Below are 21,397 nucleotides of genomic sequence, written 5' to 3'. Positions count from 1 at the left end.
GTCAAATAATGTTGATTTTCGTTGATTTTTGATGGAGCTAGCTAAAGTGAAAATTCCAACCCAAATTGAGCGCCACCGACATATTCATAGTGCAATTCTCCCTGGAGTTGTTCAGTTAGGCTGTAGATAAGTTGCATGCCCAAACTATCTGTATTTTCCAAATCTATATCCCTGGAAATTCCAACTCCGTTATCCCACACCTGTAAACTATAGTGACTGTTCATTGAAGTGAATTTAATCGAAATTTCCCCTTCCGTCGTTGGGAAAGCATGTTTTAAAGCATTGGAAACTAATTCCTGAATAATTAATCCCAAAGGAATGGACTGCTCTAAAGGAACTTTAACTTGTTCAACCAACAATTTAATTTTAATACTATCAGTATTACAGCCGTAACTTTGGCAGATATTGTGAGTCAAATTTTTAAGATATTGACTAAAATCAATATTAGCTAAGTCTTCACTACGATATAACTGCTCATGAATCAATGCCATGGATTGAATGCGATTCTGGTATTCCTCACTCAATTGCTGGATGGCTGGAGAAGCCTTACTAAATTGCAAATAAAGTAAACTAGACATAATTTGCAAATTGTTTTTAACTCGATGATGAATTTCCTTAAGCAATACTTTTTTTTGCTCTAATTCGTTGGTTAATTGTACAAAAAGCTGATTTTTAGAAGCCAATTCTTGTTGAGCCTGCTCGTACAAAGTAGCCTGTTGGATGGCAATTTCAAACTGATTAGTGATCTGCTTGAGCAGATCAATTTCTGTTTGTTCCCAAACTCTAGAACTGTCACATTGATGAATACACAATAAGCCCCACAAAATGGCATCATTAATTAGTGGTAGCACTAGGTTTGCCCTGACCTGTAGCCTGGCAAGAAAGTCAATGTGGCATTGCCTAAGATGGGACTGGTGAATATCCTCAATGACCTGAATTCTGCCCTGCTGATACCTTTGGGCATAGTTATTACTAAAACAAGTTTCTTCAATTGCACTATTAATGATTGGCTTAAATGGAGCCAATACCGACTCTGCCACAATATTACCAACGGAAAAGTCAGAGTCGGGTGAAAACTGAAAAATAACTACCCGATCTGCTTCCAAAAACTGACGAATTTCCTGCACTACTGTGTTAAAAATAGTTGGCAGATCTAAAGACTGACGGATACGCTGGGTAATTTCCCTTAATAATGATTCGCGGCGGCCTTGCTCATAAAGTCTTTGTTCCTGTTCTTTGCTATCACTAATATCCTGGGCTGTGCCCAAAACCTTAGTAACTTGCCCATAATCATCCCTAGCAAAAACCACTTCCCGAGAACGTAGCCACCGCCAAGAACCATTTTTGTGGCGCATTCGATATTCAGTGGTCAACACTTGGCCTTCCTGGGACTTTTGCCAAAAATTCTTATTTTCGTAAAGGGTTGGGATGTCATCGGGATGCACAATATTTAACAACAGCTCCGTTCCCCCATTTTTAAATTCTTCTGGAGTGTAGCCTAGGATTTCGAAGGATTGATAATTGACATAAATATTTTTCCAAGCAATGGGGTCTAAAATATAAAGAATCTGGGGAGAATAATTAGCTAATTTTTCAATAAAATATTGACTTTCCCGTAGGGCATTTTCCACATCCAATCTGGCGGTAATATCCCTAACAATTTTGGAGGCTCCCACTACATTTTTGTGTTCATCTCGAATGGGAGAAATGGTCAGGGCAACATCAATTTTAGTACCATCTTTACGCTGTCTTTGAGTTTCGTAGGTGTTAATTCTCTGACCTTGGCGGATGCATTCAGCAATAAGGTCTTCTTCCAAGATTAATTCCTCAGGAATAAGTTTGGTGATATGACTTCCAATCATTTCTTCTGCTGTGTAGCCAAATAATCTTTCCGCAGACTCGTTCCAACTGGTGATGTTACCATCTAGGGTTTTACTAATAATTGCGTCCTGGGAAGATTCGACAATAGCAGCCAATTGCGCCAATTGATCTTTATTTTTTTCTAGATCTTCTTTTGCCCGGGTTTTATCTTCAATTTCCTGTTCTAATTGTTGATTTATTTTTGCTAATTGGGTAGTGCGGTCTTCCACTCTTTTTTCAAGATTATTGTTTAACTCCTGCAATGCTATTTCCGCTGTTTGCCTTTCTTTAATTTCTTGATTTAGAGCCAGATTGAGGGTAGCTAATTCCGTGGGGGATTTTAAATTTAGGGCATTGGGTACAATTTGAATTAATTCAAACACAGTGATAATAGAGACGATCGCCATGGAGGCTTTGACTGTACCGGATATCCAATAAATAGGGTACCAAAGGGTGATAATGTCAAAAAAGTGACTGGTGCCACAGCATAAAATAAAAGTACTAAACAGGAAAATAATATTAGGAAAAGGAATATCTTGGCGCTTCCGCAAAAAGTAGAGCAGAGTTAAGGGAATAGAGTAGTAGGCGATCGCCGTGAAAAAATCAGCGCTGACGTGGAGCCAGACCAGGGGAGTTTGCCAAAGGTAGCAATGGCCGTGGGGTATATAGCTGTTGGCTTGGAAAAAATCCCCCAGGGTAAATGCGGTGATTGCCATGGACGTACCTTTAGTTAAATTACTTGAGCAGATTAGGCTGATCAAATACTAAACAATGGTGACTATTTACACCATTCAATATCTAACTAATTTATTTCAGCTTTTCTTGTCTAGGGTAAATTTGACTATTTTCCAAAATTTCTTCCGCACCATGGGCGATCGCCCGCAGTTGATCTAGTAGTTGGGGGTCAACATTGCTCCAGAGTTGTCTTTGCTCTGCTTCCAATAATCTTTCCGCCATGTCCCTTAACGCCCAAGGATTGTGCTGTTGCACAAATTTCTGCACTTCTTCATCCAGTAGGTATGCCTGAGCTATTCCCGTATACATAAAATCCTCCACACAATGGGCAGTGGCATCGTAGGCAAAGAGATAATCTAACGTGGCGGCCATTTCAAACGCCCCCTTATAGCCATGGCGCATTACCCCAGCGATCCATTTAGGATTTACCACCCGAGAACGATAAACCTTGGCAATTTCTTGGGTCAATAACTTCACTTTTGGTTGGGCAGGATTAGAATTATCACCAAAATAAACGGTGGGATTTTTCCCAGTTAATGACCGCACCGCCGCTGTTAATCCCCCCTGAAACTGATAATAATCATCGGAGTCGAGCAAGTCATGTTCTCGATTGTCTTGGTTATGTAAAACAATTTGTAAATTTTGCAGGCGCTGGGCAAATACTTCCGGTTGATTGTGGCCAACGCCCTGGCGATCGTAGGCATAGCAACTCCAATTAAGATAGGCTCGGGCTAAGTCACTATCATCTTGCCAATTTTGCGCTTCAATTAATCCTTGTAAGCCAGCACCATAGGCCCCTGGTTTAGAGCCAAAAATACGATAGGTTGCTTTAGTTACAGCTTCTTCCGTTGCTAAACCTAATTGTTGCCATTGCTCGGTTTCTTGCTTAACTTTTTCTGCTAAAGGATTCAAATTTGCCGGTTCATCCAATTGACTAACAGCGGCGATCGCCTGGTGGAGAAATTCCACCAAGTTGGGGAAACTATCCCGAAAAAATCCAGAAATTCTGATGGTCACATCCACCCGGGGACGTTTTAGTACAGTGGTGGGCAAAATTTCAAAATCAACAATGCGACGGGAAGGGCTATCCCACACTGGTTGTACTCCCAATAGGGCCAGAACCTGGGCAATGTCATCCCCGCCAGTACGCATGGTGGAAGTGCCCCAAATAGAAATAGCTAAAGTTTGGGGATATTCTCCGTGGTCTTGGGTGTACCTTTCAATCAGGGTTTCAGCGGCTCGACGGCCAATGTCCCAAGCCGTTTCTGTGGGAATGGCCCGGATATCCACCGCATAGAAATTCCGTCCCGTTGGCAGTACATCAGGGCGACCACGACTAGGTGCCCCCGCCGGCCCACTGGCAATATATTCCCCATTTAAACCCCGGAGTAAATTAGTGATTTCCTGGGGAGTTTGTTGTAGCATTGGTAAAAGAGTTTGCTCGATATAATCAAGATTAGATTTAGTTTTACTGTCGGGCTTTTGAAAGAATAAATTGACTTTTTGATCGACAATTACTATTTCAAGTAGACTTCCCACTAACTGCTTGGCAATTTCTTCTAAAATTTCAATAACCTGTCCCCCTATCCGACAGGAATTAAATAATTCAATAAATTGGGTTAATTCCCATTGTTGCAACTTCATCTGCATGGTTGACGACAATTGCCATGGTTCATTAGGATCGTCCAAAACCGGATCAAATTCTAGTTCTAAATCAAAGGCGATCGCCTGGGTTAAACCAAGTCTTTGATAGGATGGCGATCGGGCAATACTAATCGCCAAATCCCGCAACTGCTCTCCTGTGGGAGTTTGACCTAAAATATGTAGGCCGTCCCGAATTTGGGCCTCCTTTAGTTCACACAGATAACTATCCGCCGAAGTTAACAAGGGTTGTAAATCCTTCAGGGCCGGAGGGGTTAAACCTAAATCAGTTTGTAAATTGCTGGTTGCCAATAATTTACGGAGGCGATCGCCAATGGTTTTAACACGAGTTGGATCCAAGGCTTGGGCTTCATAATATTCATCAATTAAAGCCTCTAATTTTTCCAAGTCGCCATACAATTCTGCCCTGGTTAAAGGAGGGGTTAAATGATCAATAATACAAGCCTGACTACGGCGTTTAGCTTGGGTTCCTTCCCCTGGATCATTGACAATAAAGGGATAAAAATTAGGTAATGGGCCTAGGGCAATCTCTGGATGGCAATGGTCAGATAAAACAACACTTTTGCCCGGTAACCATTCCAAATTGCCATGTTTACCTAGATGAATTATTGCCTGGGCAGAAAATTCCTGGCGTAACCAAAGATAAAAAGCAAGGTAATGAAGGGTGGGTTCTAAATCCGGCGCATGGTAATTCAAACTAGGATCAAAATCATAGCCCCTAGCCGGTTGAATACCAACGAAAATATTGCCAAATTGGATGCCGCTAATGGCAAATTGATCCGGTAAATTATCCCAATTCTCCCTAACTTGCCACCGCTCTGTCATTGCCTGTTGTACAGACTGGGGCAAACTGTAAAAAAATTGCCATACTTTCTCTGTGACAATGGTTTGATTAACGGTTCGATATTGGGCTAATTCCTGGTCATTGGTTACCCCTTGGGTTAATTGTTTAATTAAAGTTTCAGTGTCTTTAGGAATGGCGGAAAGATGATAACCAGCAATTTTTAAAGCTTCTAAAATTTGTAGACAACTAGCTGGGGTATCCAACCCCACCCCATTAGCCAAACGACCATCTTTGTTAGGGTAATTGGCTAAAATTAGAGCAATTTTCCGTTGGAAAATTTCAGTTTGAGCGCAATTAATGATATTTTTAGTTAGTTCTGCTATCCACTCAACTCGATCCAGCACAGGCTCATAAATTGCCACCTCCGTTTCCAGTTGGGGATGACGGGCTGCCATCGCTTTGAAAGAAATTGCCCTGGTGATAATTCTGCCGTCCACTTCCGGCAAAGCCACATTCATGGCTAAGTCCCGTGGGTTCAGTCCCCGCAACCCTTCCTGCCATTGTTGGCGATCGCCACCACTAAGAATTACCTGGAGCACCGGGACATTTAGTTTTTGCCAGAGGGGAATCATTTCCAGATTGCCGATCTGTCTTTGTAACTTGGCGAGGGAAAAACTAGTGGTGTTTAAAATAGCTCCCAAGGGCTGGTCCAAATTTTCTAGAATAGCTAAAATTTCTGCTTGTACGTCAGGCTCCCGCAGGGAAGACACATAGATAGCAAGGGGATTTAAATTATGTTTTTCTAAAGCTTGACAAAGAGCATCAATGGGAGTTGTATTGCCAGACAAATAATGGGAACGATAAAAAATAATTGCAATAGTCGTAATAGCTTTAAATTGAGGCATCAAACGTATTTTTAACTAGGGTAATACTCTTTAATCGTAAATTGCGGTTGCTTCAATCCAGGTTGATTTTGTTTTAATATTCTGATTAAACGATTATCTAAAGTTTTCTGATTAATTAAAAAATCATGAATTATTGATGCTTGTCCAATCTGATCTCGATCTTCTTTACAAATTATTATGCCTTTGTGTTTTATTCTATTCAAATGTAATTCAATAAAATCATTTCGATTAAATGTAATTACACAACGTCCATCAGTTGTTGCATCTTTCAAAACAGATAAATCAGTAATTCTTTGGTTGGCTCTCCCTGCATCATAGGAAGTCAAAACACTGTAACCTAATTGACGTAGTTGATTAACTAAGCCCAGGGATAAATTTTCGTTGCTATAGAATTTAATCATGATAATTTTCTTGATCTTGGTAATCAATAAGATTATCAATTTCCTGCTGATGAGATTGGTAATATTCTTTGATGGTCAACAAATCAAAGGCAGTTAATCCAGGAAAATCGGCCAGTAACTCCAAATCCGTACCTCCTTGATTGATAAGAGAAATAATTGTCCAGACTGCAATTCGGGTATCCCGAATACAAGCGTGGCCACCGCATACCCCTGGTGTTTTTTTGATCATCTTTGCCATGAGGGTATTTTGAAATAAACTATAATCCTCCACTGGCAATGCAATAACTGCTTCTGCCAAAGACTCTACCAGTCTCCTATTCATAAAAATTCCTCCTAAATAACCCGATCATTGCCGCCATCTAAAGGTAATTGAGCGCCGGTAATTTTACCAAATAAAGGACTAGCCATGGCTGTTACTAATTCCGCCACATCCTGACTGGTAACCTCTACTTTTAATAAATTATTACCTTTATACTCTTCCACTGTTAAACCGTAATGTTTTGCCCTGGCTTCTAGCACTTCCTCTGTCCAAAAACCTGTATCAAATACTCCATTGGGATGAATAGTATTCAGGCGGATATTATCCTTGGCCCATTCCAAGCTTGCCACCCGCATTAATTGATTTAACGCTGCTTTTGACGCTGAATAAGCCGCCAAACCCGGGCCTGGTGCGGTCACATTTTTAGAACCAATTACCACCACTCGCCCTCCCTTAGGCGCTAACTTTAACAGGGGATAACATTCCCGCAGCAGGGTTAAATTGGCATCTAAATTAATGTTTAAAACCTTTTGCCATTCCAACGTGGATAACTCGGCGATCGCCCGGGCCACGGGAAAAATCCCAGCATTAAGCACTAGCATGTCCAAACCGCCAAATTGGGCTATGCCCTGTTCCAGAGCTTGTTTGAAAGCATTGGCATCAGTAAGGTCACATTGAATTCCTAGGAAATCAGGTCGATTGTGGAGTTCACTAATGTTAGGTTGAATATCCAGCGCAATCACCGCCGCCCCCTGTTTAAGTAATTGGGCAACGGAAGCTTTACCAATGCCGGATGCTCCGCCGGTCACCAGGGCCACTTCCCCCGCAAACATGGGAGGATTACCAGCTTGTTTTAATTTGGCCTGTTCCAAATCCCAGTATTCCACCACAAAAATATCCGACTCCGGCAGGGCTTGGTAACCCCCTAACCCCTTGGCCCGCTGAATAATTGCCATGGTGTGCTGATAAATATCCCCGGCGATCGCCGTACTTTTAGCAGAAGTTCCTAGGGTAAGCAGTCCCAGTTCCCGATCAAGGATAATGCGGGGGGCAGGGTCAAGCATGGTTTTGACTTCCCCACTTTTACCGTCGTTGCGCTGAAAATATTCCTGATACTTTTTGGCATAATCTGCCACATCTCGACCCAGTTGAGGTAAACGTTTGGTGCGGATTACATGATCCGGAGTGGCCGGGCCTTGCTGGCTAATATGGGCTAAATCCGGCCTTTGGCTAAAACTTAAACTAGCTTCATCTTGATATTGCCGCATTACCAAGGGAAAACCCGCTATTTTGCTAGCATCACAACGTAATTGGGCCAATGCCAATCTATTTTCCGTAGTTGATTTTTGCGGCTGGCCATAACTAATCTGCCATACCCCTTGATTTTTTAGATATTCCTCTGCTTCGTTCACTAAACTAATCATGCCTTCGTAGGCTTCCCGGGCGATGGCACCAAAGGAAAAAATGCCATGGTTCATTAATACCATACCCACTGTTCCCCCATGGGCTTCGGCGGCGAATTTTTCCGCACATACCCGGGCCAAGTCGAATCCCGGCATCACGTAGGGAATAATCACCAGGTGATCGCCGTAAATTTCTCGAATTCTTTCCTCCCCATTGGCCGTATTAGTAATGGTCACCACTGCATCAGCGTGGGTATGGTCCACATATTTAAACGGCAAAATAGCGTGGAGAATGGTTTCCACCGAAGGGCTGGGGGCACTGGCCAGGGTCATCTGGGTTTTCAATTCATTGACCATCTGGCGATCGGATAATTGCGTCAACTTAGACAGCTTGAGCAAATGGGGCATTCTCACTGGGGCAAACCCCGCCGCCTCAATGGTGGCCAAATCCCAACCACTACCCTTGACATAGAGAATATCTTCCTTCTCCCCCACCAAATTAGTTACCTGGCATTTCACCGAGGTATTGCCGCCGCCATGGAGCACTAGGGATGGTTCCCGGCCCAGCAAACGGGATGTATAGACCCGTTGGGGTAAATCCCCTTGGTATTGGTTGGCTTCCTGGTCATCCCATAAACTCTTCATAACGCCTCCGGTCAATTGCTGGGGTTGCTGTTGCTACCAAGGCTATTATCCCTGCTTTCGGTCTGGGACAATTGTGACTGTTTTCTTGGCAAGTCAGAGACGTTGCATATCCAGATAAAGTAATCCCCCCATGGACGTAGAGTTAGGGGGGAAATTTCCGGATAAGCTTTCGGGGAATACGCAGTCGGAGGATATCAATCTAACAAGGCTTACACCGACTCAGTTTGGCAAGAATTATTGAAAACGAAGAGTTAGGCCAATAAACCGAGGGTTTTGCCGTTGGACTTAGCTAAACGGATTAAATTTTGGCGCTGTTTGGCATCGATGCCCACCCGGTTACAAAAGTTGGTGATGGTCTGGCAGTGGAGGGCAATCGCCTTACCGCGGATCTGATTGAACTTAGCTTTGCCTAACTGTTGACGAACCAAGATAACGATGGGGGCGAACATGGCAGTGACTCCTAAATTCCTACGAGCAATCAAGAAAAACAATTATTTCTGGGGCATTGGCTTCCTTATGGGGGAAACTTTCTTTGCCTTATGTAAATAAATGTAACAGTTTTGTAAATTTTTGTAAAGCAAAGTTGACAAGGAGTTTTTTTATCGTTACTGGTCGCAATAAAAAAGGAGCCTGTTGGGGCTCCCTTGGCGTTAGATGCGGTTTGGCTTGATCAATTGTCCGACTCGGTGGAGTCCTCCGGCGGATTGAGGGCATCTTGACTGTCTTCCGGTAAATCGATGAATACCCGTTCCTTGGGCTCTAATCCCCTAAGAATTTGGGTTTTGTCATCCAATACCAGGCCAATGGTGACGGGCCTAAACTGGGGCTTATCCTCTGCATCGGGCACCATCACCCCAGTTCTTCCCCCCACGGTAACAATGGCCACGGTGGGTACAGTCAAGGCATTGGCCAACCTGTCCCCCTTGAAGACCACATCCACATTCATTTTTGAGCGCAATTGTTCCTGGCCGGTGGCTAAGCCAATGGTGACCTCAAAGGACGTGACGTTATTCTCCACAATGGCTTCAGGGGCCACCCGGATTACCCGGCCGGTAAAGGTTTCATTGGGAAAGGCATCGGCCACAATATCCACCATTTGTCCGGGACGGAGAGCGGAAATATCTACTTCCGGTACCCTGGCCACTACTTCTAGGCCCTGGGCTAGGGCCACAATGGAAGTGGACGTGGCGGAAGCTGTGCTGGAAGCGGAGGTGGTGGGAGTAACAAAGGAACCCACTGTGGCAAATTTTTGCGTGATGATGCCGTCAAAGGGAGCCACGATGAAAGTATCCTCATAGGCAATTTTGCTCCGCATTAGTTGGGCTTCGGCTTGGGAAGCGGCGGCCTGGAGGGTGGCCAATTCCGTTTCAGCGGTACCTTGTCTTTCCCTTAGTTGGGCCATTTGGGCCGCTACCCCCTGTTCTGCCTCGGCGATCGCCCCTTGGAGTTGGACAATTTCTTGCTCAATCTGTCCCACTTCGGGGGAAGCGGTAGTTCTGGCATTATTCAAGCGACTTTGGGCTTCAAACAGGCCGGCTTGGGCATTTAAAAACTCGTTGGAGAGTTCATCGTACTGATCCTGGGTAATGGCCCCTTCCTGGAGGAGGCTTTGATTACGATTGCGACGATTTTCCGCTAGCTTGAGGCGAGATTCTGCCGAAGCCACCTGGGCCCGCAATTGGTCAATGTTACTGGGAATGCGCGATTGGGCTTGTTCTAAGCGAGCTTGGGCACTGGCCAGTTGGGATTGGGCCTGGGCAATGCGGGTACGACCTTGATTCACTTGGGCCCGCAGTTGGTCAATTTCGGCGGGAATTCTGATGCGGGCCTGTTCGTAGCGGGCGATCGCCTCCCGCAAACGGGCTTCTGATTGCTTACCGTCGGCAAAAAATTCCTGATTTTCCATCACCGCAATGCGATCGCCTTTTTTGACCACATCCCCCTGCTCGACAAAAAGCCGTACCAAACGCCCGGGAGCCTTGGGGCTAATATTGACGGTTTGCTGGGGTTGCACCGTGCCGCTGGCCTTAATCTCCACCTCCAGGGGAGACTCCGTGGCCATGACCGTGTATTTATCCAATTCCGACTGGCGGGAAGGGCCATAGGCCGAACGGTAAGCAAAAATTCCCACCACCAGGATCCCTAGCCCCAACAAACTGAGCAGAATAGGCAGGGGTTTTTTCATTGATTGGACAAGGGGCATGGCCATGGGCACTAAAAAATTGGTCTGTTGATCTTTAAGGTAATTTAGGTAATCCCCCAAACCATTTGGTCAGGACAGATTAAGATTCGACTTCCGTTTCCGTCTCTGACTCAGATTGTTCTTCCCCCGCTGGCCTGATCCGCTGGAAATAACGGCCACTTTTGGGCGGTAGGGGTAGGCCTTTTTCCTGATGAAAATCCTGCTGTACTTTATAAGTTAAACGGGGGGACACTTGGCGGACAATTTCTGTCAACAGGCGATCGCCAGTGGATTGAATCAACTTCATGGGCAGTTTGTAGATATAGCCAGGGAACTGCACCGCCACATCCATTTTCAAGTCCCATTCCACCTGGGTAATGGTTTCCGGCCAGGGGATTTCCGCCTGGGCAAACTGTTTTAAACTTTTCTCCGTCAGGCGATCGCCATTGACTTGATGCAGAGTCATGTTAGAAAGAAAATCCACTTCATAACCCAGATTGGGGGTATCGGGCAAAGGAACCGTATGCATCAGGTAATTGCCATCCTGGGGCGGTTCCAGCACCACCGCAATTTTGGGCTCCACATCAAAACCCAAAGCACCAAACTTACCAATGGTCAACACATATCCATGGTCCCCCAAAGGATCGGCTTGCATAGGCTGGGCACAGCGACGGAACCAACCTTGGTGGGCCTGTAGATAGTCGTCCACTTCTTGACCGGGGGCAAACATTTCCATTCTGCCCTGGAAATGGGTTTGGAAATGTACAGGGGGAAAGCCATTGTCCTGGGGGTCAACGGGTAGGGGTTGGGAATTATGGGTCAAGGCAATGTGAATTCAATAAAAACTATTGTGAACCAGGATTTCAGGTGAGATTGTCCCAGAACCTAGCTATTTGATTCTAGACACTAGACAGATTAATCAAAATCCCCCAAAGTTTGAGGGATTAAGAAAAACCATTTAGATCAAAAATATAGTCTTGTCTGCTCTGCAAAGGGTTCAACTGAGCGATCAGGCGCCTAAATCCACCTGTACTTCTCCATTTTCCACCCGCACAGGGAACACCGGCAGGGGCTTTTCCGCCGACATTTTGCCCATCAAACCCCCCACCACAGGTGGAAAGGGACTCCATTCCTGCACAGCACCGGAACAAAGATCGAAGGCACTGCGGTGGAAAGGACAAACAATCGCCCCGTCCTTAATTTTGCCGCTTTTCATCGGTAATTTGAGATGGGGGCACTGGTTACTAACTGCGTGGATAGTACCCCCTTCATTCAGCAACAGAATAGCCTGTTGGTTTACCTTAACCACTTGACGACTACCGGGGGGAAGCTCACTTTGGGCGAGGGCTTTGGTCCAAACCATAATTTTAGTTAAATCTAAAAAATCAAAGTTAAAAAGGATTGGGAACCGGTTTACACCTACAAACCCCCCAGGTTGGCCAGAGCTTCCTTGGGGAGGGTGAGGGGCAACTTGAATTTTTGCCAACGGGCCCTGATCCAACATCCTAAAAGTTTAGGAGAAAAACCCCCGTTTGTCCTAGTAATGGGCGTTTATTGGGGAGGGGCGCTGGGCAGGGCACCAATGGTGACGGTTAAATTTTGCTGTTGGCCGTTGCGGAGAATGCCTAGTTCCACTTCGTCTCCCACCGCCAGTTTGCCCACTAGGGATTGTACCTGTTCAGCATTTTCCACTGGTTGTCCCTGGAGAGATTGGAGCACATCCCCTTGTTCCAGTTTGGCGATCGCCGCTGGAGAGTTGGGCATAACCTGCATAATCACTACACCCTTATCCACAGGAATGTTCATACCCGTTTCTTGGCGAATTTGGCTTTGTAGTTCCGGGGTCATGGTCACCATTTGAATGCCGAGGTAGGCGTGCTCCACTTTGCCCGTAGCAATTAACTGTTGAGCAATTTCCTGGGCTTTGTTGATGGGGATAGCAAAACCAATGCCCTGGGCGTTTTGAATAATGGCGGTGTTCATACCAATTACTTGCCCATCCGCATTGAGGAGAGGACCACCAGAGTTACCAGGGTTAATGGCCGCATCGGTTTGGATAAATTCCACCCGTTTGTCGGGCACACCAATATCCGCACTGCGGCGGCCTGTGGCACTCAAAATCCCTGTGGTGACCGTATTGTCCAATCCTAAAGGATTACCAATGGCGATCGCCCATTCCCCCACCTGCAGGTGATCGGAGTCCCCTAAGGCCACGGTAGGTAAATCACCAGCTTCAATTTTGACCACCGCCACATCCGTAGAGGGATCAGAACCCATCACCCGACCGGGAAAGGAACGACCATCCTTAAGAGTTACTGTCACTTCATCGGCCCCATCCACCACATGGGCATTGGTGAAAATCTTGCCATCATTACTAACAATGAAACCGGAGCCCGTTCCCCGTTGCACCCGTTCGTTGGGCATGGGGGGCATCTGGGAACCAAAAAATCTTTGCAAGAAGGGATCATTAAATGCCTGGGGCACCTGGGATTTAACCGTTTTTTGGGCATTGATACGCACCACCGCGGGGCCGGTGGATTCCACCACGTCCACGACAAAATTGCTGGGCTCTCTAGGGGATAAACGACTTTGTAAGTTCGTTGCTAAGCTCTCATTGGCAGGAGCAATGGATTGATTAGTTACTAAGGGAGAAATAACAGAATTATTTGTTAAATGATCCGCCCATTGGGGATTAGTTAAGACAAATGTCCCCCCAGCACCAATGCCCATACCCACCAGGACTAGCCCCAGGTAGGCCAAGGAAATTTTAGAAGGGGTCTGTTTGGGAGAATGGAGGGAAACGTCTTTCATGGCTTGATGACACTTATTTGCTGAACTGTTGCTTAAAACAAATCTGGGAAAAAAGTCAGCCCGGTGAGGAGCAATTGGGAAAACGGCTTGGGCTGACATTTATTAATGTAGGGGACGAGTATGACAGGGCTATGACGACGGTATGAAATTTTTGTGTCAGTTTTTCAGGACAAGGTCATTGTTTTAGAGGGCTTTTTTTTGTATTTATTCTGATTTTGGAAAAAAGTCGGGGTCTAGGATCTGAGCTTGGGTGTAGGGGGATTCTTTGGGGAAGTTGTCGGGGGTTAGTTTTGTTTCCTGGGCTGCATCCTTTCGGGCATCTTGGTAACAATCGTCTAAGACCTGTTGCAAAAAGGGCTTCAGGCTAGGGCTGTCTTGCAGGATTAGCTTGAGTTGTAAGCGTTGCTCTTTGATGGTGTAGATCCAGCTATTGCTCTGTTTTTCGGGTTGGTGTTGCCATTTCAGTAGGTGAGCCATGAGGACAATTAACCGGCTTCGTACTTCCCTTTTGTTATTCCGTCCCATGGATTCTATTTCTTCAATGAGGTTGTCCAGGTCCAAGCCCTTGATGTCACCACTTTTGAGTTGGTTGACGGTCTGCTCTATCCACAGGTTGAAGTCCGTTTCATACAGTGTTGTCATACTTTTTGCACTTCCTTTTCTTCCACTACGATATGGGGGAATTCCATCATAATGTCCTTCTGGATTTGTCCATTTTTTTCAGTCAGGGTCAATATGTCCCCCAAGGGCTTTAGCGGGCCGGTAGGTTACCACCGGAAAGTTTTAAATTAATCACTGAAAAAATGAAAATGACCAAAAATAACACTAGCCCGATCGCCGAAGCGTAATTCATTTCGAGGTCTTGAAAAGCCCGTTCATAGACATAATAAACTACCGTTTTGGAAGCGTTGAGGGGGCCGCCCTGGGTCATGATATACACCTCTTCAAAAACTTTGAGGGCGGAAATGGAAGATAAAACTCCTACTAAGAAACAATAGGGCCGCATGAGGGGAATGGTAATATCCCAATGTTGTCGCCAACCGTCCGCTCCGTCGATCGCCCCGGCTTCATAGAGTTCCTGGGGAATGGCTTGGAGTCCGGCCAGGTAAATGACCATGTAATAACCCAACCCTTTCCACACTGTCACCACCATCACACTCCACAGGGCTAAATTGGGACTGGTGAGCCAAGGAATACCATCGCTAAATCCCAGTAGGGCAAGAATTTGATTCAGGATGCCATTGGAAGCGTAGAGGGCTTTCCAGGCAATGCCTGCCACCACAATAGAGGTAATTACCGGAGTGTAATAGGCCATGCGAAACCAGGTGATGCCCCGCAGTTTTTGGTTGACCAAAATGGCTAGTCCCAGGGGCAACATGATCAGTAAGGGCACAACCCCCACCAGGTAAAGCAAAGTGTGGCGAAAGGTCAGCCAGAAAACCCTATCCCGCCAGAGCCGCTCAAAATTAGCCAGTCCTACCCAGGCCGGGGCTTTGGTCAAGTCCAGTTCGTATTGGGTAAAACTGAGGGAAAAAGCTTGTAGTGCCGGATAGAAAACCGTTGCGCCCAGCATAACCAAAGCGGGCAACAGGAATAAATAGGGGGTGGCTCCCCTAGGCCAACGGCGATCGGACCCAGAAGCAGTCATAGAAGAATCGGGTAGGACTACATCAAACTAACATAACCATTGCTGGCCCTAGGCATAAAGATCCGATTGCTGCCATGACAATGGCCGTGGATAAGCCAAAAGTTTTCGGTGTAGTTTACGGTTCCTTAGACTCTCCTTCAAACTGTTTGCGTTCTTCCTGCACCAAAGGATCTTCTTCCAAACTAGGAAAGGTGGCCAACTGGGGTTTACCTCGGAACAAATTCCTGAGTTGCACAATGCCCTGTTCTTGCCACCAACCGACAATGCCGTTGGGAAGCACAGTAACTACAATCAGGAACAAAGCCCCTTGGAAAAACAGCCAAACCTCGGGAAACTGCTCGCTCAAACTGCTCTGGGCTAGGCGCACCAACAGGGTTCCCAACACAGCCCCCACTAGGGTAGCCCTGCCGCCAACCGCAACCCAAATGACCATTTCAATGGAAAAGGCCACATCCATAATGCTCGGAGTAATAATCCCCGTTTGCACTGTGTATAGCCCCCCCGACAGACCGGCGATCGCCCCGGAAATGCCAAATACCAACACCTTGAAGCCAGTGGGATCGTAACCGGTAAATCTTACCCTGGTTTCATCGTCCCGAATGGCTACGAGGATGCGGCCAAAGCGCCCACTAGTAAGCCAACGGCAAAGAATATAAACCAATAACAGAGCCAGGACGGTGACTTCATAAAATACCAGTTGGACTCCGTCGGAACTGGCTAGGTAACCAAAAATTCTTTCTGTATCAGTTTTTAAGCCATTAGTACCGTTAATTAATTTCTGTTGCCCGTTGAAAAAGTTGTAAAACACCAACAGAGCCGCCTGGGTCAAAATCGAAAAATATACACCCTTGATGCGGTTACGAAAAATTAAATAACCCAACAGGGCGGCGATCGCCCCTGGCACCAACACCATGGCCAATACAGTAACGGGTAACGAATGGAAAGGTTGCCAAATCAGTGGCAGTTTATCCACCCCGTAGAGACCAAAAAATTCAGGTAATTGCCCTTCCGGTAACTGGAGATTGAGATACATGGCAAAGGCATAACCCCCAAGGGCAAAAAATATGCCATGACCTAAACTGAGTAACCCCGTGTAGCCCCAAATTAGGTCAATGCCCAGGGCAATAATAGCCAAAGACAGAAAACGCCCCATCAACCTGAGCCGTAGGAAAGGAAAATTATTCAACAGCCATTGACTTGGGCCTCCATCGGACAAAGATAAAACTGCGATGATCAGGGGAATACAGGCAAAAACCAACACTGACCCGAACAACGCATAGTCATTCCAACCCAACTTCTTCAGCAGTTTGGCCAGGGGAGAACCAGAAGGGGGGGCAGAATTTTGCATAGGGAAATAAAAAAGGCTGAAGCTAAATTTGGTCAGAGGTCAGGCTAGGGGGGGCGAGACAATGGGGCAAAGAAAAATTGCCATTGCCTCCGGGAAGCTACAATTCCGCCGTCCGGCCTTTGGGAGGGAAAATACCCGCTGGCTTGATTTGCAGAAAAAGGATAATCAGGGCGAAGACTAAAACCCTGGCCATACTGGTGGTGGCAAAAAAGGTAAAAAATTCGTACAGAGGTTGCAATGCTCCCTCTGGGGGGAATAAACGAATCAGGGTGCCACTACCAATCAAGTCACTGGATACACCGATCGCCAGGGAAGCAATAATGGTTCCGAGTAGGTTACCTACGCCCCCTACCACCACCACCATGAAGGTATTGATAATGTAGTTTTGACCAATGTTGGGCCCCACCGCCCCCAGAAAACTAATGGCACAGCCTGCAATGCCCGCTAGGCCAGAACCAAGGGCAAAGGTCAAAGCATCCACCTGCCCAGTGGGAATACCCAAACAAGCACTCATACCCCGGTTTTGGGTAACGGCTCGAATTCTCAGTCCCCAATTAGAACGGTAGAAAATTAGATACACCGCCAGTAAACAGAGCAGAGTCAGGAAAATTATAAAAATCCTGGTGTAGGGTACCTGGAAAGTGCCAATGGCAAGCCCCCCCCGCAACCAAGTGGGGGCACTAACATTGACGTTCCTAGCTCCAAACCAAGCCCGATTCCACAGGGGAGAATTGGCCTGGGCCACCACAAAACCACTAATGCCGGAGATCGCCGCTGAGAGAAAGAAAAGGATGACTTGGGCTTTCCCTAACCAAGGTTTGCCACCGGCCTGGCGTTTAATTAACCAGGTGCCACCGAAATATAAAAGCAAAAATATACCCACCACCAGCACCATAATCCAGTTCACACTGCGGACAAACTGTTGCAAAATCAGGCTCACCCCCCAGGTGGCCAGCAATGTTTCCAGCGGTCGGCCGTACAAGTAGCGGATAACCTGTCTTTCCAAAACTAGACCGGCGATCGCCGCCACCAGGAAAGCAACGGGCAGAGCGGCAAAAATGTAGAGGTCAAACCAAGGGTCACCGAGGCTCTGGAAGAGGTTTTGCACCACAAAGGTGCTGTAAGCGCCCAACATCATCAATTCCCCATGGGCCAGGTTAATTACCCCCATCAGACCAAAGACGATCGCCAAACCCAGGGCAGCAATCAGTAACACTGAACTTGTGCTTAAACCGTTAAAAATGCCTTCTAGGAGTACTGACACAATGTTTTCTAGAATTGGAGAAAGGTGGGCCTAATCCAGGCTCAAACCCGCTATTTCCGGGACTTAGTCCGAAAATGCCGTGGGACAAAACCAGGTTAGCCTTTATAGTTAACCCTGCTCCGTTCCATAAATTTGTTACCCGTGATACCAAGAGCGAGCTAAAACGCCAATGGTTGAAGGCGATTCAAGAACCAGAAGTTTTGGGGTTAACCAGCCAATTTCTACGGAAAAAACGAGCCAAGGAAGATTCATCTAAAGCTAAGTAGATGGGCCGACCGTGGGGGCAGGTGTGGGGATTATCACATTGTTGCCATTGCTCAATGAGTTTATTAATGGCAATGCGATCCAATTCCATACCGTTTTTAATGGCACTCCGACAGGCGATCGCCGCTTGGGCGGTGGAGAGGGAAAATACCTGACTCAATTCCCGCAAAATAGCAATGATTTCCTCCTGTCCTTGAAGAAGGGCCGGTAAACTCCGCACAGCCCAAATATCTTCCCCAAAGGGGTCTATTTCCAAGCCTAAATTTTGCAGACGTTCCACCTGTTCTGGGTTAAATCCTTGCAAGACCAGAGGTTGCTCCAGGGGTAAACATTGCCAATGCCGTTGTAACTGCTCAAACAAAACCCGTTCATGGGCCACGTGTTGCTCCACTAACCAAATGCCCTGGTCATGTTCCACCACCACATAGGTCTGGCAAACCTGGGCGATGGCCTTAAAAGCCTTGGGATAGCCCAGCACCGTTTCCGTGAGAGAACTGGCACCTTGTAGTTGATACACTCCCTTGGGTTCAGCGGCCTTGAGCAATTGATTCAGGCGAGGGGGAGCGTCATTGCCCAAAATTGCTAGGCTCTGGTGCAATAAGGTTTTTAGTTGCCCTTGCCAATGGGGTAAATCTTGCAAATAAATTTCTGTTTTTGCGGGGTGACGATGCCAATCGATGCACTGGGGCGGCAATTGCCAATGGGCAAAACACAGGGGATACCGTTGCCGGGGCAGGGTACGGTGAAAAACCGCCAAAATTGTCTGGGTTAATTCCGGCACATTCACAGGACGACCATTAATGGCAATGATTAACCAATCGGGACGGGGACGATGGCAGCGGTCAGGGTAACCAAAGGTCAAGCTTAGCTGGGCCGATGTTGCCTGATTTTCTAGATCAACGGGGAGGGACAGGGATTGTTGAGTGTAACCAAGCTGGCCCGCCTGGAGGGATTTAAGGCATTGCAACAAGATAGCTTCTGGGTTAGGACCGGGGCTAAGGCTCAACCGTAACCGTTCGTCCTGCCACAGTTGCCACGTTACTTGGGGATGGCAGAGGGCTAATTGTTGCAGATAGGTGACCATGGGCCGCCAAAACTGCTGACTTTTAGCAAAGGCCTGCCGACGTTGGGGAAAATTAGCAAACAGTTGCCGCACTTCCACCCTCGTTCCCATGGCGATCGCCACTGGCTCAATCTGTTCTGGTGAACCCTGGGGGCTGTAGGTAATGCGCCAACCACAACCCGGACTGGCCACACTGCGACTGCTAATGGTCAACCGGGCCACCTGGGCCAAACTATGGAGGGCTTCCCCCCGAAAACCTAAAGTTTTAATCCGTTGTAAATCTGCTTGGGTACTAATTTTGCTGGTGGCATGGGGCAATACGCTGGTTTTTAACTCTGTTACATCCATCCCCTGGCCGTTGTCCAACACTTCCAAACGCCACTGATCCCACCAAACACGAACCAAAATCCGATCAGCACCGGCATCCAAGGCATTTTCCACCAATTCCCGCACCACTGCCAAAGGAGAATCAATCACTTCCCCCGCCGCAATTAAATCCACCAACTGGCGATCGAGAACTTGGATCATCGACTTTTCTGCTATGCCCATAAAAAAGAGGGTAGATGATTTTTCTCCCTCTCCGCTTAAAAGCTCGTTAATGGTGTGGTTGATTTGCAAGCCAACAATCTCAAAAGATTGGCTTAACCGAAACTTACTTATTGGGTTGGGGGGTCAAACGCAAATAAGGCTTGATTTCTTCCACCCCTTTGGGGAATTTGACCTTAGCATCCTCGGTGGAAATGGAGGGCACCACCACACACTTGTCCCCATCTTGCCAGTTAGCGGGGGTAGCTACTTGGTGATAATCGGTCAACTGGAGGGAGTCAATTACCCGCAAAATTTCGTCAAAGTTCCGGCCAGTGCTGGCGGGATAGGTGAAAGTTAAGCGTAATTTTTTGGCAGGATCGATGATGAAGACAGAACGCACCGTCAAATTATTGAGGGCATTGGGGTGGATCATGCCGTACAGATCGGACACCTTTTTGTCGCCGTCGGCCAAGATTGGGTAGTTAACGGTAGTGTTTTGGGTTTCGTCAATATCACAAATCCAGCCTTTGTGGGATTCCACATCATCCACACTGAGGGCAATCACCTTAACGTTGCGCTTATCAAATTCCGGCTTAAGTTTGGCTACAGTGCCCAATTCGGTGGTACAAACCGGAGTGTAATCCGCAGGGTGAGAGAATAAAACAACCCAGCTATCGCCGGCCCACTCATGGAAAGAAATGGGGCCTTGGCTGGATTCTTGGGTAAAGTCGGGGACAACATCACCGAGTTGTAAGGCCATAACAGATAGTTCCTAATACAATGCAAAATGGGGATCTTCTTCGATCATACTGCCATATCAGATACAGAATTTGGACGAATTGTTAGAAAACGCAAAATTGTCAGGAAAAGACTGGCATTGACGCAAAAATCACTGATCTGATTGACAACACCTGGCCAGTTAGTCTGGGGTAAGGCGATCGCCTTAGGTCAAAGGCAACTAAAAATGGCCGGCCACTACTCCAGGGACAGTAATATCCTCATCTAACTCTTCCCAGCGGAGGGCATAACCATTCACTTCAACTTTGACCTTTGCCAATTGTTCATTTGTAGCTTCTTTAAGGATACGGAAACGATCGCCAGGAAAGCCAAAGATCCTTCCATCGCTGAGTTCAACGTATATCATTCGTTTCTCTGCCCATGCTTTAATTGCAGTGGGTTCAACCATGCGATTTCTGTTGGCATTTCTTGGATTTTTTAGAGGTGGTAGCATTAATAAACCTTGAGGTTAAAAATTATTAAAACAGAATCTTAAAACTATGCTGACTTCCACAACGGATATTGTTCAAGGCCGGACTATTGCTCGCTACCACGGCATTGTCACCGCCGAAGTGGTATATGGCACCAATGCCCTGCGGGATTTTTTCGCGGGTATTCGGGACTTAATTGGTGGTAGAACTGGCAGTTATGAACAAATTTTTGAAAAAGGCCACCGAGAGGCGATCGCCGAATTGACTGAACGGGCCCAAAAATTGGGAGCCAATGGGGTAATTGGGGTGGCAGTAAATACCGGAACCATCAACATTGACGACCGGGGAGCATTATTGTTAATCACCGCAACGGGGACGGCGGTAACGGTGGATTAATTTATTTAGTGGATTAATTTATTTAATGGAG

Annotated in this window: 18 protein-coding genes; 1 reads left to right on the top strand and 17 read right to left on the bottom strand. The window is 46.6% G+C overall.

From position 1 onward, the window contains the following. Positions 1-41: 41 nt before the first annotated feature. From C7I86_RS04225 to C7I86_RS04145, 17 genes are all read right to left on the bottom strand, one after another. Positions 42-2,576: a PAS domain S-box protein gene (locus C7I86_RS04225; protein ID WP_010872024.1), complete on the bottom strand. Its 2,535-nt coding sequence runs from the start codon at positions 2,574-2,576 to the stop codon at positions 42-44. Positions 2,577-2,667: 91 nt separating this feature from the next. Continuing rightward, positions 2,668-5,946 (bottom strand): cobaltochelatase subunit CobN, encoded by a 3,279-nt coding sequence (gene cobN / locus C7I86_RS04220; RefSeq protein ID WP_010872023.1) that lies wholly within the window; start codon positions 5,944-5,946, stop codon positions 2,668-2,670. A gap of 11 nt (positions 5,947-5,957) precedes the next feature. Further along, a complete protein-coding gene (locus C7I86_RS04215) occupies positions 5,958-6,347 on the bottom strand; it encodes a DUF5615 family PIN-like protein (RefSeq protein WP_010872022.1) in 390 nt (129 codons plus the stop codon). Beyond that, positions 6,340-6,669 carry a DUF433 domain-containing protein gene (locus tag C7I86_RS04210; protein WP_010872021.1) on the bottom strand — a complete coding sequence of 110 codons (330 nt, stop codon included), beginning with the start codon at positions 6,667-6,669 and terminating at the stop codon, positions 6,340-6,342. Before C7I86_RS04210 ends, C7I86_RS04215 begins: the two co-directional genes overlap by 8 nt. 11 nt (positions 6,670-6,680) lie before the next feature. Then, positions 6,681-8,654: a bifunctional aldolase/short-chain dehydrogenase gene (locus tag C7I86_RS04205; protein WP_010872020.1), complete on the bottom strand. Its 1,974-nt coding sequence runs from the start codon at positions 8,652-8,654 to the stop codon at positions 6,681-6,683. 251 nt (positions 8,655-8,905) lie between these two features. After that, complete coding sequence (locus tag C7I86_RS04200; protein WP_010872019.1) at positions 8,906-9,103, bottom strand: hypothetical protein; 198 nt, start codon at positions 9,101-9,103, stop codon at positions 8,906-8,908. Between the two features lie 221 nt (positions 9,104-9,324). Continuing rightward, positions 9,325-10,869 (bottom strand): efflux RND transporter periplasmic adaptor subunit, encoded by a 1,545-nt coding sequence (locus C7I86_RS04195; protein ID WP_010872018.1) that lies wholly within the window; start codon positions 10,867-10,869, stop codon positions 9,325-9,327. A gap of 67 nt (positions 10,870-10,936) precedes the next feature. Next, positions 10,937-11,659 carry a DUF1997 domain-containing protein gene (locus C7I86_RS04190; protein ID WP_020861545.1) on the bottom strand — a complete coding sequence of 241 codons (723 nt, stop codon included), beginning with the start codon at positions 11,657-11,659 and terminating at the stop codon, positions 10,937-10,939. Between the two features lie 186 nt (positions 11,660-11,845). Further along, on the bottom strand, positions 11,846-12,199 hold the full coding sequence (locus C7I86_RS04185; RefSeq protein ID WP_014407084.1) for a Rieske (2Fe-2S) protein: 354 nt from the start codon (positions 12,197-12,199) through the stop codon (positions 11,846-11,848). A gap of 188 nt (positions 12,200-12,387) precedes the next feature. Next, positions 12,388-13,647, bottom strand: a complete 1,260-nt coding sequence (locus tag C7I86_RS04180) for an HhoA/HhoB/HtrA family serine endopeptidase (RefSeq protein WP_014407083.1) — start codon at positions 13,645-13,647, stop codon at positions 12,388-12,390. Between the two features lie 204 nt (positions 13,648-13,851). After that, positions 13,852-14,289, bottom strand: a complete 438-nt coding sequence (locus C7I86_RS04175; protein ID WP_010872014.1) for a DUF29 domain-containing protein — start codon at positions 14,287-14,289, stop codon at positions 13,852-13,854. Positions 14,290-14,398: 109 nt separating this feature from the next. After that, complete coding sequence (locus tag C7I86_RS04170) at positions 14,399-15,295, bottom strand: carbohydrate ABC transporter permease (RefSeq protein ID WP_010872013.1); 897 nt, start codon at positions 15,293-15,295, stop codon at positions 14,399-14,401. A gap of 115 nt (positions 15,296-15,410) precedes the next feature. Beyond that, the gene (gene urtC, locus C7I86_RS04165; RefSeq protein ID WP_010872012.1) at positions 15,411-16,643 is read right to left on the bottom strand and encodes an urea ABC transporter permease subunit UrtC; all 1,233 of its coding nucleotides are present in this window, start codon (positions 16,641-16,643) and stop codon (positions 15,411-15,413) included. A 97-nt stretch (positions 16,644-16,740) separates the two neighbouring features. Next, a complete protein-coding gene (locus C7I86_RS04160; RefSeq protein ID WP_010872011.1) occupies positions 16,741-17,907 on the bottom strand; it encodes a branched-chain amino acid ABC transporter permease in 1,167 nt (388 codons plus the stop codon). Positions 17,908-18,091: 184 nt separating this feature from the next. Then, positions 18,092-19,852: a DNA mismatch repair endonuclease MutL gene (gene mutL / locus C7I86_RS04155; RefSeq protein WP_020861544.1), complete on the bottom strand. Its 1,761-nt coding sequence runs from the start codon at positions 19,850-19,852 to the stop codon at positions 18,092-18,094. Between the two features lie 34 nt (positions 19,853-19,886). Next, positions 19,887-20,522: a peroxiredoxin gene (locus tag C7I86_RS04150; protein WP_010872009.1), complete on the bottom strand. Its 636-nt coding sequence runs from the start codon at positions 20,520-20,522 to the stop codon at positions 19,887-19,889. Positions 20,523-20,720: 198 nt separating this feature from the next. Then, on the bottom strand, positions 20,721-20,906 hold the full coding sequence (locus C7I86_RS04145) for a DUF2442 domain-containing protein (protein ID WP_230401103.1): 186 nt from the start codon (positions 20,904-20,906) through the stop codon (positions 20,721-20,723). Positions 20,907-21,039: 133 nt separating this feature from the next. Between C7I86_RS04145 and C7I86_RS04140 the strand changes: the two genes are divergently transcribed. Continuing rightward, a complete protein-coding gene (locus C7I86_RS04140) occupies positions 21,040-21,366 on the top strand; it encodes a YbjQ family protein (RefSeq protein WP_010872007.1) in 327 nt (108 codons plus the stop codon). Positions 21,367-21,397 lie beyond the last annotated feature (31 nt).

Source organism: Synechocystis sp. IPPAS B-1465 (assembly GCF_003015225.1).
Classification (GTDB): domain Bacteria; phylum Cyanobacteriota; class Cyanobacteriia; order Cyanobacteriales; family Microcystaceae; genus Synechocystis.
This window is presented reverse-complemented; position numbering and strand designations above follow the sequence as displayed.